Genomic DNA, 15,152 nt, shown 5'->3' with positions numbered 1-15,152 from the left:
GCCGCGCCGCCCCGCCGCGCCGCCGCCCGCCCCCGAGGCGCCGCGCGGCCCGGCGCGCATGGCCGGCCTCGGCCGGATGATGGAGCGTCTGGCCGGCCACCACGGCGAGCAGGAGCGTCCGCGCCCCGAGACCATCGCCGAGCGCGTCAGCGACCGGATGGCCCGTGCGCGTCAGGCCGAAACCGACTTCGACGACCTCGCCGCGCCCGACTCGGCCAAGGAGAACGTCGAGATCCCGGCCTTCCTGCGCCGTCAGGCGAACTGACGCCCGCCTCGCGCACCGATCACGTCGGGGCGACCGGACCAGCCTTTCGGGGGCCGCTGCGGCGGCCCCTTTCTCATGTCTGCTAAGGACTTGCGTCTCAAGGGCCGCGCCACGCCCGCCGCCGGCGGGGCGATGTTACAGACGGTCATAATTCGTTAATTGAGCCAGGGTCAGGGCCGACCTACCTCGGTTGCATCGGGGACCATCCCCGCAAGAAACGTAGAACAGACGGACCCGAAACCATGCAGGCCACCCTCGCCACCCCAGCCCGATTTGCGGGCGTCGGCCTTCACACCGGCGCGCCCGTGCGGATGACCATGCATCCCGCGCCGGCCGGGCATGGCGTGGTGTTCCGCCGCACCGACCTTCGCGGCGCGCTGGTTCCGGCGCGCTGGGACGCGGTCGTGCCTTCGCAGCTCTGCACCCTGCTGGCGGGCGAGAACGGCGCCACCGTCTCGACCGTCGAGCACGTCATGGCGGCGCTGGCCGGGACCGGCATCCACAACGTGCTGATCGACATCGACGGGCCCGAGGCGCCGATCCTCGACGGTTCGGCCGCGCCCTTCGTGGCCGGGATCGTGGCAGCGGGCCTCGTCCAGTCGGACGCGCCGCTGCGCGCCATCCGGGTGCTGAAGCCGGTCGAGGTCCATGACGGCGCGGGCTTCGCCCGGCTGTCGCCCGCCGATCACCTGCAGATGGATTTCGCCATCGACTTCGCCGATGCGGCCATCGGGCGGCAGGAAAAGACGCTCGACCTCGCCAACGGGGCGTTCCAGCGCGAGCTGATGGACAGCCGGACCTTCTGCCGGCAGTCGGACGTCGAGTCGATGAAGGCCCGCGGCCTCGCTCTGGGTGGGACCTATTTCAACGCTGTGGTGGTGGACGGCGATCGGGTGCTCTCGCCCGGCGGGATGCGCCACCAGGACGAGCCGGTGCGCCACAAGATGCTGGACGCGGTCGGCGATCTCGCGCTCGCCGGGGCCCCGCTGCTCGCGCGCTACACCGGCAACCGGGCCGGGCACGCGATGACCAACCGGCTGCTCAGGACGCTGTTCGCCACGCCCGACGCGTGGGAGTGGGTGACCTGCAGCACCGACTGCGTGCAGCGCCTGCCGGGCGCCGTCGTGGTGCGGCCGCGCGTCGCGCCGGCCAAGCGCGACGCCGCGCGTGCGGTGATGGTGGCCTGAACCTCGGCCAGCGGGTGCGGCAAGCGCCCGCTCCCCAGCGCCCCGATCACGCGCCGATCACCCCACCGATAACGCCTCTGGCACCGCCATCTTGCCCTTTTGCGCGCCCCGATGTTGTGTGCTAGGACGGCGAAGCCGCGCGGCCGGGCGGAGTCGCCTCGGCTGCCCGACAGACGGTACGAGCCCGCAGACGACCACCGCAGACGACGGACGGACAGGACGCAGATGACAGTCAGGAACTTGCGGCGCGTTGTCATGTCGGCGGTGGTGGTGGCGACGCTCGCGGCCTGCGGCGGCGGCGATCCGGGCGCGAACAAGCAGCCGCTGGACAATTTCACCGCCGAGCAGATCTACAAGCGCGGCGAGTACGAGCTGGAAAACGGCAAGCGCCCCAAGGACGCGGTGCACTACTTCGCCGAGGTCGAGCGGCTCTACCCCTATTCCGACTGGGCCAAGCGCGCGCTCATCATGCAGGCCTTCGCCTATCACAAGGCGCGCCAGTATGACGAAGCCCGCGGCACGGCGCAGCGGTTCATCGACAACTACCCCGGCGACGAGGATGCGGCCTACGCCAAGTATCTGCTCGCGCTCAGCTATTACGACCAGATCGACGAGGTCGGCCGCGACCAGGGCCTGACCTTCCAGGCGCTGCAGGCGCTGCGCGAAGTCATCGAGCAGTATCCCGACAGCGAATACGCCCGCTCGGCGGTGCTCAAGTTCGACCTGTCCTTCGACCATCTCGCGGGCAAGGAGATGGAAATCGGCCGCTACTACCTCAAGCGTGGCCACTATACCGCCGCGATCAATCGCTTCCGCGTGGTGGTCGAGGATTACCAGACCACCACCCACACGCCCGAGGCGCTGGTGCGGCTGGTCGAATCCTACCTCGCGCTCGGCCTGACCAACGAGGCGCAGACGGCGGGGGCCATCCTCGGCCACAACTTCCAGTCCTCGCCCTATTACCAGGACGCCTATGCCCAGCTGCGCGGCCGTGGCCTGACCGCGACGCCGCAGGGCAACTCGTGGCTGACCAAGGTTTACCGCCAGGTGATCCAGGGCAAGTGGCTCTGACGCCCGGGAGGGCCGGCGATGCTGCGAAGCCTCGACATCCGCGACATGCTGCTGATCGACCGGCTGGCGCTCGACTTCGCGCCGGGGCTGAACGTGCTCACCGGCGAGACGGGGGCAGGCAAGTCGATCCTGCTCGACTGCCTCGGCTTCGTGCTGGGCTGGCGGGGGCGGGCGGAACTGGTGCGACAGGGGGCCGCGCAGGGCGAGGTCACGGCGGTCTTTGACCTGCCGGCCGCGCATCCGGCCCGCGCGCTGCTGGCCGAGGCGGGGATCGAGGCGGGGGATGAGCTGATCCTGCGCCGGGTGAACGCCGCCGACGGGCGCAAGTCGGGCTGGGTCAACGACCGCCGGGTATCGGGCGAGGTGCTGCGCAACCTCTCGGACGTGCTGGTCGAGCTGCACGGGCAGCACGACGACCGCGGGCTTCTGAACCCACGCGGCCACCGCCAGCTGCTCGACGCCTTCGCCGGGATCGACCTTGCGCCCCTGCGCGCGGCCTGGGGCGCGCGGCGGCAGGCCCGCGCGGCGCTCGACGCGGCCGAGGCACAGCTCGAGGCCGCCCGGCGCGAAGAGGATTTCCTGCGCCACGCGGTGGCCGAGCTGGAAAAGCTCGACCCGCAGCCGGGCGAGGAGGCGACGCTCGACGTGGCCCGCCGGCAGATGCAGGCGGCGGAACGCATCCGCGGCGACGTGGCCCGCGCGCTCGCGCTGCTCGCGGGCGGCGGGGGTGAGCCGGGGGCCGAGGGCGCGATGGTCGAGGCGGTGCGCTGGCTCGAGGGCGCGTCCGGCAAGACCGGCGCCGAGGAGGGCACGCCCGACCCGCTCGAGGCGCCGCTGGCGGCGCTCGGCCGGGCGCTGATCGAGCTGGGCGAGGCGACCGGCGGGATCGAGGCGGCGCTCGAGGCGATGGATTTCGACCCCGGCACGCTCGAGGCGACGGAAGAGCGGCTGTTCGCGCTGCGGGCGCTGGCGCGCAAGCACGACGTGCTGCCCGACGACCTGGCCACGCTGGCGGGCGAGCTGTCGGCGCGGCTGGCCGCGCTCGACGCGGGCGAGGCGCGGATGGGTGAGCTGACCCGGGCGCTGGCGGCGGCGGGGGCGGCCTATGAGGCGGCGGCGGCCGAGGTGTCGGCCGCGCGGGCCGAGGCGGCGGGGCGGCTCGATGCGGCAATGGCGGCCGAGCTGGCGCCGCTGAAGATGGAGCGGGCGGTGTTCGAGACCCGGCTGTCTCCCGGCGAACCCGGCCCCGAGGGGCAGGACACGGTGGCCTTTACCGTCGCCACCAACCCCGGCGCGCCGGCGGGACCGCTCGACCGCATCGCCTCGGGTGGCGAGCTGTCGCGGTTCCTCTTGGCGCTCAAGGTGGTGCTGGCGCAGGGCGCCGACCCGCTGGTGATGATCTTCGACGAGATCGACCGCGGCGTGGGCGGGGCCACGGCGGATGCCGTGGGCCGGCGGCTGGCGCGGCTGGCCGAGGGGGCGCAGGTGCTCGTCGTCACCCACTCGCCGCAGGTGGCGGCGCGGGGCGAGCGGCATTTCCGGGTGGCCAAGTCGGTCGAGGACGGCGCCACGACCTCGCGCGTCGAGCCGCTGTCGGCCGGCGCGCGGGTCGAGGAGCTTGCGCGGATGCTCGCGGGCGAAGAGGTCACCCCGGCCGCCCGCGCCGCGGCCGAGGCGCTGCTGGCCTGAGCCGCCTCAGCGGCGGCGGCAGGTGTTGATGCCCAGAAGCGTGTAGAGCCCGCACCAGCCGAGCAGGCCGGTCGCCAGCGGGATGATCCCGAGCAGGAACAGCCAGCGCATCGGCGCCGCGGGATAGACGAAATAGAGCGCGATGAGGACCAGCCCGACGATGATGCGGACGATGCGCTCGGTGGTGCCGATGTTGGCCATGCGGGCCTCCTGTCATATTCTGTGAGTGGAATATAACAGGCGGCGGCCGGTCTGTCATCGGCCCCGGGCCCATCTGCGGCGCGCAGATCGTCGCAGGTGGGGCCGGGGTCGCGGCGGGTCAGTCGAGGATCGCCTCGACCACCCGCAGGATCGACAGGATGCGGCCGGTCTCGCTGTCGACGCGCATCAGGCGGCCGTTGACGATCGCATAGCGCTGCCCGGACGGGGCGTCGCGCACGCCGTAGAGGCCGGGGCGCGTGACGACGTGCACCCGGCGCAGATCGATGATGTCGCCGACCTTGCGGGCCTGTCCGGGGGGCAGGCAGGCCGGGTCCTTCTTCGCCAGCCCCGGCGGGCAGGCGCGGGCGGTTACGCCGCGGGAGGGCTGGGCACGGTTCGGGGCGGCGCGCTCGGCCTTGTCGGCGCGCGTGACGTGGCCCTTGCCGTTGCCCTGACCGGCGTGGGCGGGCTTGTCGGCCAGCGCTGCCAGCGGCAGCGCAATCGCGACGCAGCCCGCGGCGAGAGTCGAGAAAAGGCGCATGGGTTCACCTGATCCTGTTGCGTGTCGGGAGAAAACGCCCGCCGGCGTGCCGCGGTTTCCCGCAAGCCCGCCCTTGGCCGGTTTCACGGGCCGCCGCGCGGCTCAGGCCGCGCCCCGCCCGCGTGCCGCCAGCCGCGGCAGCATGGCCGAGAAATCCCGCCCACGGCCGTCCTCGGCCTCGACGAACTGACCATAGAGCGAGGTGGCCAGCGCCCCCATCGGCGTGTCGGCGTCGGCGCTGTCGGCGGCCTGCTGGCTCAGCCGCAGGTCCTTGAGCATTAGCTCGGCCGCAAAGCCCGGCTTGTAGCCGTTGTCGGCCGGCGAGGCCGGACCCACGCCGGGCGCCGGGCAATAGGCGTTCATCGACCAGGAATAGCCCGACGAGGTGGACACCACGTCGAACATCTTCTGCCGGTCCAGCCCCAGCTTGTCGGCCAGCGCGAACGCCTCGCAGGTGGCGATCATCGTCACGCCGAGGATCATGTTGTTGCAGATCTTGGCCGCCTGACCGGCGCCCGAGTCGCCGCAATGCACGGCCTTCTGCCCCATGATGTCGAAGAGCGGGCGCACCGTCTCGAACGCCGCGGGCGTGCCGCCGACCATGAAGGTCAGCGTGCCCGCCGCCGCCCCGCCGATCCCGCCCGACACCGGCGCGTCGAGCGCGCCCTTGCCGGCCGCCGCCGCCTGATCGGCGACCGCGCGGGCGCTGTCCACGTCCACCGTTGAGCAGTCGCAGAGGACCGCGCCGGGGGCCATAGCCGGGATCACCTCGGCCGCGACGGCGCGCAGGATCTGGCCGTTCGGCAGCATGGTGATGACCACCTCGGCCCCGGCCGCGGCCTCGGCCGCGGTGGCGGCGGCGGTCACGCCCTCGGGCATCGGCGCGGCAAGGTCGAAGCCCTGCACCGCGTGGCTCGCGGCGGCGAGGTTTCTGGCCATCGGCCCGCCCATGTTGCCCAGTCCGATGAAACCGATCCGCATCCTCAGTCCTCCCACGTCAGTTCGGCCTCGCCGAGGCCTGCCAGCATCGCGTCCACCTTGGCCGCGTCCGAGGCCGCCCCCCAGGCGGGGTTGCGGTCCTTGTCGATGATCTGGGCGCGCACGCCCTCGATGAAATCGCCTTCGGCGGTGGCGCGATGGGTGAAGCGGTATTCGCGGCTGAGCGAATCCTGCATCCGCTGGTCGCCCCGCGCCGCCTTGACCATCGCCAGCGTCGCCGCCATCGACAGCGGCGAGTTGCGCCGGATGGTCTTGAGCGAGGCCTCGTCCCCCGCCTGCTCGAGCGCTGCGGCGATCTCGGCCACGCTGCGGCCGCGGAACGCCGCGAGGTCGCGCTTGGCCAGCGCCGAGGGGCCGGGCAGGGGCTGCCCCGTCAGCACCGCCGCATCGCCGGTCTCGGCCAGCCGGTCCTTGGCGGCGTCCCACTCGGCCTCGGGCAGGTAGAGGTCGGCAAAGCCCGCGTGGATCGCGTCGGCCGCGCCCATCCGCGCCCCGGTCAGCCCGAGGTATTCGCCGACCCGCCCCGGCGCGCGCGCCAGAAGCCACGTCCCGCCGACGTCAGGGATCATCCCGATCCCCGCCTCGGGCATCGCCACCTGCGTGGTGTCGCCCACGACCCGGTGGCTCGCGTGCCCGCCGAGGCCCACGCCGCCGCCCATCACGAAGCCCTGCATGAAGGCGACGATCGGCTTGGGATAATCGCGGATCGCGGCGTTCATCTGGTATTCGTCGGCGAAGAAGCGCTGCCCTACCGTGTGATCGCCGGCCTTCGCGGCGTGATAGATCGCGGCGATGTCGCCGCCGGCGCAGAACGCCTTGTCCCCCTCGGCGTCGAGGATCACCAGACGTACCGCCGGGTCGTCGCGCCACGCGTCGAGCGCGGCGCGCACCGCATTCGCCATCTCGTGACTCAGCGCGTTCAGCGCCTGCGGCCGGGTCAGGGTGATGCGCCCCGCGGCGCGGTCCTTGCGGATCTTGAGATCGTCCATCAGCCCCTCTCGGCCAGCATTGCGCGGCCCACGATCAGGCGCATGATCTCGTTGGTGCCTTCGAGGATCTGGTGCACCCGCAGGTCGCGGACGATCTTCTCGATCCCGTAGTCGGCGAGATAGCCATACCCGCCGTGCAGCTGCAGGCACTGGTTGGCGACCTCGAACGCGCGGTCGGTGACGTAGAGCTTGGCCATGGCGCAGAACTTGGTGGCGTCCGGGGCCTTGTTGTCCAGCTTCCACGCCGCTTGGCGCAGGAAGGTGCGGGCCGATTGCAGCGCGACCTCCATCTCGGCCAGCCGGAACTGCAGCGCCTGGAACTGGTCGATGGTCTTTCCGAAGGCCTTGCGCTCGCCCATGTAGCGGATCGTCTGGTCCAGCGCCGCCTGCGCGCCGCCGAGCGCGCCCGCCGCGATGTTCAGCCGCCCTCCGTCGAGCCCGGCCATCGCGTAGGCGAAGCCGCGCGCTTCCTCGCCCAGCAGGTTCTCGGCCGGGATCACGCAGTCGTCGAACTGCACCTGGCTGGTCGGCTGCGCGAGCCAGCCCATCTTGTGCTCGAGCGCCCCGAACGAGAGCCCGGGCGTCCCATCCTCGACCACCACGGTCGAGATGCCCTTGGGCCCGTCCTCGCCGGTCCGCACCATGGTCACGTAGACGTCCGAATAGCTGCCGCCCGAGATGAAGGCCTTGGTGCCGTTGAGCCGGTAGCCGTCGTTCGTCCGCTCGGCCCGCGTCCGCAGCGCCGCGGCGTCCGACCCGGACCCCGGCTCGGTCAGGCAGTAGGAGAAGATCTTCTCCATGCTGCAGAGGTCGGGCAGCCACTTCGCCTTGTCCTCGGGCTTGCCGAACTTGTCGATCATGCCGCCGCACATGTTGTGGATCGACAGGAACGAGCCGACCGCCGGGCAGGCCATCGCCAGCGCCTCGAACACGAGCGTGGCGTCGAGCCGGGTCAGCCCCGAGCCGCCATACTCCTCCGAGACGTAGAGCCCGCCGAACCCGAGCGCCGCCACCTTGGGCCAGAGGTCCTTGGGGATGGTGCCCTGGCGTTCCCATGCGCGTGCATGGGGCGCGATCTCGGCCTGGCCGAAGTCCCGCGCCATGTCGAAGATCGCCTGCTGCTCTTCGGACAATGCGAAATCCATCCGTTCCCCCCTTCGTCTGGCCGCCGGTTGCGTCGGGCTAACGGCCCAGTGTTTCACAACTATTGCAGTCGGGCCGCAGGATGGCCGCAGTCCGGCCAGCGGCCCCTGTCACCCGTCTGCCGCGCGGACATATCCCACGCACAGGTCCGGGGGCACGAAGCCCCCAGACCCGGTCGAGCGTCAGTCCATCGCCTTGAAGTTGAAGGCTGCCCCTTCCTTGATCCCCGAGGGCCAGCGGCTCGTGACCGTCTTGGTGCGGGTGTAGAAGCGGAAGGCGTCCGGCCCGTGCTGGTTCAGGTCGCCGAAGCCCGACTTCTTCCAGCCGCCGAAGGTGAAATACGCCAGCGGCACCGGGATCGGCACGTTGATCCCGACCATGCCGATGTTGCAGCGGCTGGCGAAGTCGCGGGCGGTGTCGCCGTCGCGGGTGAAGATCGCGGTGCCGTTGCCGTACTCGTGGTCCATCGCCAGCTTCAGCGCCTCCTCGTAGCTCTCGGCGCGGACGGTCGAGAGCACGGGGCCGAAGATCTCGGTCTTGTAGATCTCCATGTCGGGGGTGACGTTGTCGAAGAGCGAGGGGCCGACGAAGAACCCGTTCTCGTAGCCCTGCAGGCTGAAGTTGCGCCCGTCCACGACCAGATCGGCGCCCTGGTCGACGCCCGACTGCACCAGCCGCTCGATGTTCTTCTTGGCGGCCGCGGTGACGACCGGGCCGTAGTCCACGTCGTCGCCGGCGGTGTAGGGGCCGACCTTCAGCTTCTCGACCCGCGGCACCAGCTTCTCGATCAGTCTGTCGGCGGTCTCCTTCCCGACCGGGACGGCGACCGAGATCGCCATGCAGCGCTCGCCCGCGGCGCCGTAGCCTGCGCCGACCAGCGCGTCGGCGGCCTGGTCCAGATCGGCGTCGGGCATGATGATCATGTGGTTCTTGGCGCCGCCGAAGCACTGGGCGCGCTTGCCGGTCGCCGCCGCGCGCTCATAGATATACTGCGCGATGGGGGTCGAGCCGACGAAGCCCACTGCCTGGATCACCTCGCTGTCGAGGATCGCGTCCACCGCCTCCTTGTCGCCGTGCACAACCTGCAGCACGCCGTCAGGCAGCCCGGCCTCCTTGAAGAGCGCGGCGATCATGTTCGGCACCGATGGGTCACGCTCGGACGGCTTGAGGATCACCGCGTTGCCCGAGGCGAGCGCGGGGCCCAGCTTCCACAGCGGGATCATGGCGGGGAAGTTGAAGGGCGTGATCGCCGCCACCACGCCCAAGGGCTGGCGCATGGAATACATGTCGATGCCCGGGCCGGCGCCGTCGATGAACTCACCCTTCAGAAGCTGCGGCGCGCCGATGGCATATTCGATCACCTCGAGCCCGCGCTGGATGTCGCCCTTGGCGTCGGGGAAGGTCTTGCCGTGCTCGGACGACAGCACCTCGGCCATCTTGTCCATGTCGCGGTTCAAGAGGTCGACCATCTTCATCATCACCCGCGCGCGGCGCTGCGGGTTGGTGGCGCCCCAGGCGACCTGCGCCTTGGCGGCGGCGGCGATGGCCGCGTCCATCTCGGCCTTCGAGGCGAGGTCCACCTTGCCCTGCACCTCGCCGGTGGCGGGGTTGTAGACATCGGCGGTGCGGCCGGACGTCCCTGCGGTTTCCTTGCCGTCGAGCCAGTGGTGAATCGCGCGCATGAGCCTTCCTCCGTTGCCGATGCTGTCCGTGGTTGGGGCCGAGGATAGTCTTGCGGTAATGCCCGCGTAAAGCGACGATGAGGCCAAACCGTTTTGCGAAATCGCAAAGGGTGGGCGAGGGGGGCGACGATGGATTGGGATGACCTGCGGGTGTTCCTTGCCGTGGCGCGGGCCGAGTCGCTCTCGGCAGCGGGGCGGCGGCTGGGGATGGACGCCTCGACCGTGGGACGGCGGGTGGCGCGGCTGGAAACCGCGCTGGGCCGGGTGCTCTTCGCCAAGACGCCGCAGGGCTACGCGGTCACCGCCGAGGGCGCGGCGCTCGTCGCCCACGCCGAGGCCGCCGAGGCCGCCGCCGCCGCGGCCGCCGAATCGCCGGGGCAGGGGCAGCTCGCCGGGCAGCTCAGGATCGGGGCGCCGGACGGTTGCGCCAACTACCTGCTGCCGCAGATCGCGGCACGGCTCTGCGCCGACCACCCGGGCCTGGAAATCCAGATCGTCGCCCTGCCGCGGGTGTTCAACCTCAGCCGGCGCGAGGCCGATATGGCGATCGCCGTCAGCCCCCCCGACCGCGGCCGCGCGGCGATCCAGAAGATCACCGACTATCAGCTGCACTTGGCCGGCCACGCGGATTACCTGGCCGCCCATCCCCCCATCGCGAGCCGCGCTGACCTGCGCGGGCACCGGATGATCGGCTATATCCAGGACATGATCTTCGATCGCGAGCTCGACTATCTGGCCGAGACGGGGTCGGCGCACGCCACGCTCAGCTCGAACTCTGTCAGCGTGCAGATGCAGGCGATCCGGGCCGGGGCGGGGCTGGGGATCGTGCACGACTTCGCCATCCCCTTCGCGCCGGGCGTGCGCCGCGTGCTGGCCCGCGACATCGCCCTGACCCGCGCCTTCTGGCTGCTGCGCCCGGCCGACGACCGCCGCTCGGACCGGCTGAACCGGCTGGCCGAGGCGGTCACCCAGGCGCTGCGCCGCGAGGTCGCGCGGCTCGAGGCGCTGGTCGCGGCCACCGAGGCGGCGCGCCCCGACTCACGGGGGGCTTGACGCTCGGGCGCGGCGCGGCAACGCTGAGGTCACGGGGTGGTGAGCGGCCGCGCGGGCCGGGAATGCCGCTGCCGGGGGGATGCCGATGCCAGGGGGACGCGGATGATCGTCAAGCAGATTCTCGCCATGAAGACGGGGCCGGAGAGCATCGTCACGGTGCGCCCGGACATGAGCGTGGCCGACGCCGCCCGGCTGTTGTCGGAAAAGCGGATCGGCGCGGTGGTCGTTTCCGAGGACGGCCAGCGCCCGGCGGGGATCCTGTCCGAGCGTGACATCGTGCGCGAGCTGGGCCGGTCGGGCGCCGACGTGCTGCAGCGCAAGGTCGCGGACCTGATGACCAGCAAGGTCAGCACCTGCGTCTGCGGCGAGGATGCGCTGACGGTGCTGCAGCGGATGACCGACGGCCGGTTCCGCCACCTGCCGGTGGTGGACGAGGCGGGGCACATGCTCGGCGTCGTCTCGATCGGGGACGCCGTCTCGGCCCGGCTCAAGGAGCTCGCGGCCGAGAAAGAGGCGCTGACCGGGATGATCATGGGGAACTGACCGGGCGCGAAGGCCACGCGGGGCGGCACGTCGCACGGCCATGCCGCGGCGCGGCGCTTGCATCCGCGCCGGATTTCCGCTTGCGTCTGACGAACCCGTGATCGGCCCCCCGTGGGGCCGCCTCGCCCCCTGCGCCCGAAGGATCAACAGATGCGGATCGGTCTCTACCCCGGAACCTTCGACCCGGTCACGCTGGGCCACATCGACATCATCCAGCGCGCCGCGCCGCTGGTGGACCGGCTGGTGATCGGGGTGGCGATCAACCGCGACAAGGGGCCGCTGTTCTCGCTGGAAGAGCGGGTCGAGATGGTCGAGGCCGAGTGCACCGACATCGCGCGCCGCAGCGGGGTCGAGATCGTCGTGCATCCCTTCGACAACCTGCTGATCGACTGCGCCCGCGACGTCGGCGCCAGCGTCATCGTCCGCGGCCTGCGCGCGGTCGCGGACTTCGAATACGAGTTCCAGATGGTCGGCATGAACCGCGCCCTCGATTCGAGCGTCGAGACGGTGTTCCTGATGGCCGACGCCCGGCGGCAGGCCATCGCCTCGAAGCTCGTCAAGGAAATCGCCCGGCTGGGCGGCGACGTGAGCAAGTTCGTCACCCCGCCGGTCAACAGCGCGCTCAGGGCGCGATTTGCCGCAGGCTGAGGGGCGCCCGGCCCGCGTCGCCTGATGCGCCCCGCTTGATCCGGCCCGTCCCGCTGCCCTAGCCTTGCGGCTGAGGGGGACCACGGGAGGAGAGACCGGATGACCCAAAGCGCCACGCCAGCCGACACGCCACCCCGGCCGGGGGGACCGATCCCGGACCCGACCCGGCCGCCGATGCCCAACCCGGCCCCCGACCCGGCGCCCGACCGCGGCCTCGGCGAGCCGCTGGGCGCCGCGAGCCGCCGCACGGCCACCCCGGCGGCGGCCTGGGGGGGCGAGGTCCGCTCGCCCTCGGGGCGCATCGCGCCCGACGGCGCGGTGGCGCCGGACCTCGGCGACGACCGCGGCCTGCCCGACACCATCCCTGCCCCGGCCATCATCGAGATGTCCGCGATCGGCGAGTCGCTGCGCGCCGGCTGGACCGATTTCCTGCGCGCGCCGGGGTTCGGGCTGTTCTTCTCGGCCTTCTATGTCGCGGGCGGGCTGATGCTCGCCGCCGTCGCCGCCGCCGCGGGGCAGGAGTGGTGGCTGATCCCCTTCGTCGTGGGCTTCCCGCTGATCGCGCCCTTCGCCGCCGTCGGGCTGTATGAGGTCAGCCGGCGGATCGAGGCCGGGCTGCCGCTCGACTGGCGCAGCGTGCTGGGGGTGGTGTTCGCGCAGAAGGACCGGCAGGTGCCGTCGATGGCGATGGTCATCCTGCTGATGTTCATGTTCTGGGTGTTCGTGGCCCACACCACCTTCGCGCTGTTCATGGGGCTGCAGGCGCTGACCAACATCACCACCTCGCCCGAGATCCTGTTCCAGGGCCGCGGGCTGGTGATGCTGGGCGTCGGGACCGTGGTGGGCGCGGGCTTCGCCGCGGTGCTCTTTGCGATGACCGCCGCCGGCCTGCCGCTGATCCTCGACCGCGAGGTGGACTTCATCTCGGCGATCATCGCCAGCTTTCAGGCGGTGCTCGGCAATCCGGGCGTGATGCTCGTCTGGGCCGTGTTGATCGCGGTGATCCTGTTCCTGGGGATCGCGCCGCTGTTCCTCGGGCTGTTCGTGGCCCTGCCGGTGCTGGGCCATGCGAGCTGGCACATGTATCGCCGGCTGTTTCCCGACGACTGAGCGGCGCCGGCGGGGGCCCATGAAAAAAGGCGCGCCCAAGGGCGCGCCTGTTCATGTCGGCCGGGCCTCGCCTCAGCCGTCGAGGTCGTCCTCGTCGCGGCTCATCGCGGCTGCGGGGGGCGCCAGCTTCGGCGTGATGCCGTTGCCCAGCGGGTCTTCCTGACGCTGGACCGAGCCCTCGAAATGGGCGCCCGATTCGATGGCGATGGTCTTGTGGACGATGTCGCCCTCGACCCGCGCGGTGGCCGACAGGCGCACCTTGAGGCCGCGGACGCGGCCGACGACGCGGCCGTTCACGATCACCTCTTCGGCGACGATCTCGCCGTGGATGGTGGCGCTTTCGCCGACCGTCAGCTGGTGGGCGCGGATGTCGCCGTCCACCGTGCCCTCGATCTGCACATCGCCCTGGGTGGTGATGTTGCCCTTGACCGTCAGGTCGGACGACAGGACCGACGGTCCGGTGCGGGTCCGCATCCCCTGCTGGGGCGCGTGGTCGTAGCTGTCCATGATCGGGGCCCGTGTCGGTTCAGGATCGGGAGAGTGGGTGCGCGGTCCGGGTTCGGTGACTCGGGTCTTAGAAAACATTCTGTGCGGCCTTGATGAAGCTCATGGGGTTCACGGCCTTCCCGTCCACACGCACTTCGTAGTGCAGATGCGGACCGGTCGAGCGGCCGGTGTTGCCCATATCACCGATCAGGCTGTTGCGCGAGACCTGTTGCCCGGCCTTGACGCGGATTTTCGACAGATGGCCATAGCGGGTCTCGGTCCCGATGGCGTGCTTGATCTTGATGACATTGCCATAACCGCGCTGCCAGCCGGCAAAGATCACCACGCCGTCGCCGGTCGCATAGATCGGGGTGCCGACCGGGCCGGCGAGGTCGATGCCCTCATGCGCGCGGCCCCAGCGCTTGCCGAAGGGTGAGGTGAAGCGGAACGCCGACTTGACCGGCATGGCCAGCGGCAGCTTGCTGACCGCGATGCGGTAGTTGTTGACCTTGCCGAGGGAGATCACCACCTCGTTCGCCCGCGCCTCGGATTCCGAGATCGCGGCGTTGCCGCGCGACGAATAGCCCATCGGGGTCAGCGGGCCGCCGGTCCCCTCATAGCCCTGGCGCACGGTTTCCAGCAGCTTGTCGGTGTTCACGCCGACCTTGGCGAACATGTCGTCCAGCGGCTTGACCGACAGCTCGACCGCTTCCTCGAGCTGGGCGAAGATTTCCTCGTTGCGGCGCATGATCTCGTCGCGCTCGACGGTCAGGGCCTGGGCGGTGCGGGTCGCCTCGTCGGCGCGCTTAGTGGCGGCGGCGCGGTCGCTAGCCGCGGTCTCGAGCTCGCCCGACAGGATGTCGAGGGCGACCTTCATCTCGTCGGCGCGCTCGGCCCGCGGGGCGGCGGCGTCGGCGGCCGAGGTCGCGTCGGCGAGCTGGCGCAGCGCCTCCTGCGTGTCGGCGCGGGCGTCGTGCAGCGAGGCCTGCATCGCGCCGATGCCGCTTTCCAGCTCGCGCCGCTTCTCTTCCGAGGCGAGCAGCTGCGACTGCATCTGCGACACCTGGCTCAGCGCGGCGGTGAAGCGGGTCTGGGCGGCGGCGGCCTCGGCAGCGCGGGCGTCGCGCTCGGCGGAAAGCTCGGTCATCTGGCGCTCGAACAGCGCCATGTCGGGTTGCGCGGCAGCCTGGGCGCCCGGACCCACGCGGTCGAAGGCGAGGATCGAGGTGCTGACCGCAGCCCAGCCGACAACCGCCACGAACCCGGCCCGGCGGGCGATCCGCACGCCCCGGCCCGAACGGGCGGCAGCGGGATCGGCAGCGGTGGTCGCGGCAGGCATCGAGGGGGTGGAGCGCAACATCAGGTCATCCCATCTGTGGAAAGTCGAGGCTGGCCTCGTCAGATGCGGTTGAGTTAACGGGGCCGTGACATTCGCGCAACGCATCACGGCGCGGCGTGCCGGCGATCGGCGGAGTCTCGCCCAAGGGCGGGAACCTTTCCGCCGCTCGCGCATTACGCGCGCCGGCTCAGGACGGATTGTGCGGC

Annotated in this window: 15 protein-coding genes and 1 pseudogene; 8 read left to right on the top strand and 8 right to left on the bottom strand. The window is 71.2% G+C overall.

The window, feature by feature from the left end; translation table 11 throughout:
• The 4 genes and pseudogenes from ACFHYO_RS11335 to recN all read left to right on the top strand — a co-directional run.
• Positions 1–265: pseudogene (locus ACFHYO_RS11335) on the top strand (cell division protein FtsZ); the annotation flags it as partial.
• Positions 266–507: 242 nt separating this feature from the next.
• Complete coding sequence (lpxC, locus tag ACFHYO_RS11330) at positions 508–1,452, top strand: UDP-3-O-acyl-N-acetylglucosamine deacetylase (protein WP_394320505.1); 945 nt, start codon at positions 508–510, stop codon at positions 1,450–1,452.
• 225 nt (positions 1,453–1,677) lie between these two features.
• Positions 1,678–2,523, top strand: coding sequence for an outer membrane protein assembly factor BamD (locus ACFHYO_RS11325; protein ID WP_394320503.1), 846 nt, complete (start codon positions 1,678–1,680; stop codon positions 2,521–2,523).
• Between the two features lie 18 nt (positions 2,524–2,541).
• Positions 2,542–4,212 carry a DNA repair protein RecN gene (gene recN, locus ACFHYO_RS11320; RefSeq protein ID WP_394320501.1) on the top strand — a complete coding sequence of 557 codons (1,671 nt, stop codon included), beginning with the start codon at positions 2,542–2,544 and terminating at the stop codon, positions 4,210–4,212.
• A 6-nt stretch (positions 4,213–4,218) separates the two neighbouring features.
• Here recN and ACFHYO_RS11315 read toward each other — a convergent pair whose 3' ends face one another.
• The 6 genes from ACFHYO_RS11315 to ACFHYO_RS11290 form a co-directional block, all read right to left on the bottom strand.
• Entirely contained in the window at positions 4,219–4,413 is a 195-nt protein-coding gene (locus tag ACFHYO_RS11315) for a YgaP family membrane protein (protein WP_036700499.1), read from the bottom strand.
• 118 nt (positions 4,414–4,531) lie between these two features.
• The gene (locus tag ACFHYO_RS11310) at positions 4,532–4,954 is read right to left on the bottom strand and encodes a hypothetical protein (protein WP_394320499.1); all 423 of its coding nucleotides are present in this window, start codon (positions 4,952–4,954) and stop codon (positions 4,532–4,534) included.
• A gap of 102 nt (positions 4,955–5,056) precedes the next feature.
• The gene (gene mmsB / locus ACFHYO_RS11305) at positions 5,057–5,935 is read right to left on the bottom strand and encodes a 3-hydroxyisobutyrate dehydrogenase (protein WP_394320497.1); all 879 of its coding nucleotides are present in this window, start codon (positions 5,933–5,935) and stop codon (positions 5,057–5,059) included.
• A 2-nt stretch (positions 5,936–5,937) separates the two neighbouring features.
• Positions 5,938–6,942: an enoyl-CoA hydratase/isomerase family protein gene (locus tag ACFHYO_RS11300; RefSeq protein WP_394320495.1), complete on the bottom strand. Its 1,005-nt coding sequence runs from the start codon at positions 6,940–6,942 to the stop codon at positions 5,938–5,940.
• Complete coding sequence (locus ACFHYO_RS11295; protein ID WP_394320493.1) at positions 6,942–8,087, bottom strand: acyl-CoA dehydrogenase family protein; 1,146 nt, start codon at positions 8,085–8,087, stop codon at positions 6,942–6,944. The genes ACFHYO_RS11300 and ACFHYO_RS11295 overlap by 1 nt, the downstream gene beginning before the upstream one ends.
• Before the next feature lie 180 nt (positions 8,088–8,267).
• Complete coding sequence (locus ACFHYO_RS11290) at positions 8,268–9,767, bottom strand: CoA-acylating methylmalonate-semialdehyde dehydrogenase (RefSeq protein ID WP_394320492.1); 1,500 nt, start codon at positions 9,765–9,767, stop codon at positions 8,268–8,270.
• Between the two features lie 129 nt (positions 9,768–9,896).
• On the opposite strand from ACFHYO_RS11290, the gene ACFHYO_RS11285 reads away from it, so the two are divergent.
• From ACFHYO_RS11285 to ACFHYO_RS11270, 4 genes are all read left to right on the top strand, one after another.
• Entirely contained in the window at positions 9,897–10,820 is a 924-nt protein-coding gene (locus tag ACFHYO_RS11285) for a LysR family transcriptional regulator (protein WP_394320490.1), read from the top strand.
• A 102-nt stretch (positions 10,821–10,922) separates the two neighbouring features.
• Positions 10,923–11,363: a CBS domain-containing protein gene (locus ACFHYO_RS11280; RefSeq protein WP_036700489.1), complete on the top strand. Its 441-nt coding sequence runs from the start codon at positions 10,923–10,925 to the stop codon at positions 11,361–11,363.
• 150 nt (positions 11,364–11,513) lie between these two features.
• Positions 11,514–12,011, top strand: a complete 498-nt coding sequence (gene coaD, locus ACFHYO_RS11275; RefSeq protein WP_036707993.1) for a pantetheine-phosphate adenylyltransferase — start codon at positions 11,514–11,516, stop codon at positions 12,009–12,011.
• Between the two features lie 99 nt (positions 12,012–12,110).
• Positions 12,111–13,121 (top strand): DUF2189 domain-containing protein, encoded by a 1,011-nt coding sequence (locus ACFHYO_RS11270; protein ID WP_394320488.1) that lies wholly within the window; start codon positions 12,111–12,113, stop codon positions 13,119–13,121.
• Between the two features lie 72 nt (positions 13,122–13,193).
• Here ACFHYO_RS11270 and ACFHYO_RS11265 read toward each other — a convergent pair whose 3' ends face one another.
• Both ACFHYO_RS11265 and ACFHYO_RS11260 read right to left on the bottom strand, forming a co-directional pair.
• A complete protein-coding gene (locus ACFHYO_RS11265; RefSeq protein ID WP_036700485.1) occupies positions 13,194–13,706 on the bottom strand; it encodes a bactofilin family protein in 513 nt (170 codons plus the stop codon).
• Positions 13,696–14,967 (bottom strand): DUF5930 domain-containing protein, encoded by a 1,272-nt coding sequence (locus ACFHYO_RS11260; protein WP_394320486.1) that lies wholly within the window; start codon positions 14,965–14,967, stop codon positions 13,696–13,698. Before ACFHYO_RS11260 ends, ACFHYO_RS11265 begins: the two co-directional genes overlap by 11 nt.
• Positions 14,968–15,152 lie beyond the last annotated feature (185 nt).

The sequence above is a fragment of the Paracoccus panacisoli genome (genome assembly GCF_042435015.1).
Lineage (GTDB): Bacteria > Pseudomonadota > Alphaproteobacteria > Rhodobacterales > Rhodobacteraceae > Paracoccus > Paracoccus panacisoli.
This window is presented reverse-complemented; position numbering and strand designations above follow the sequence as displayed.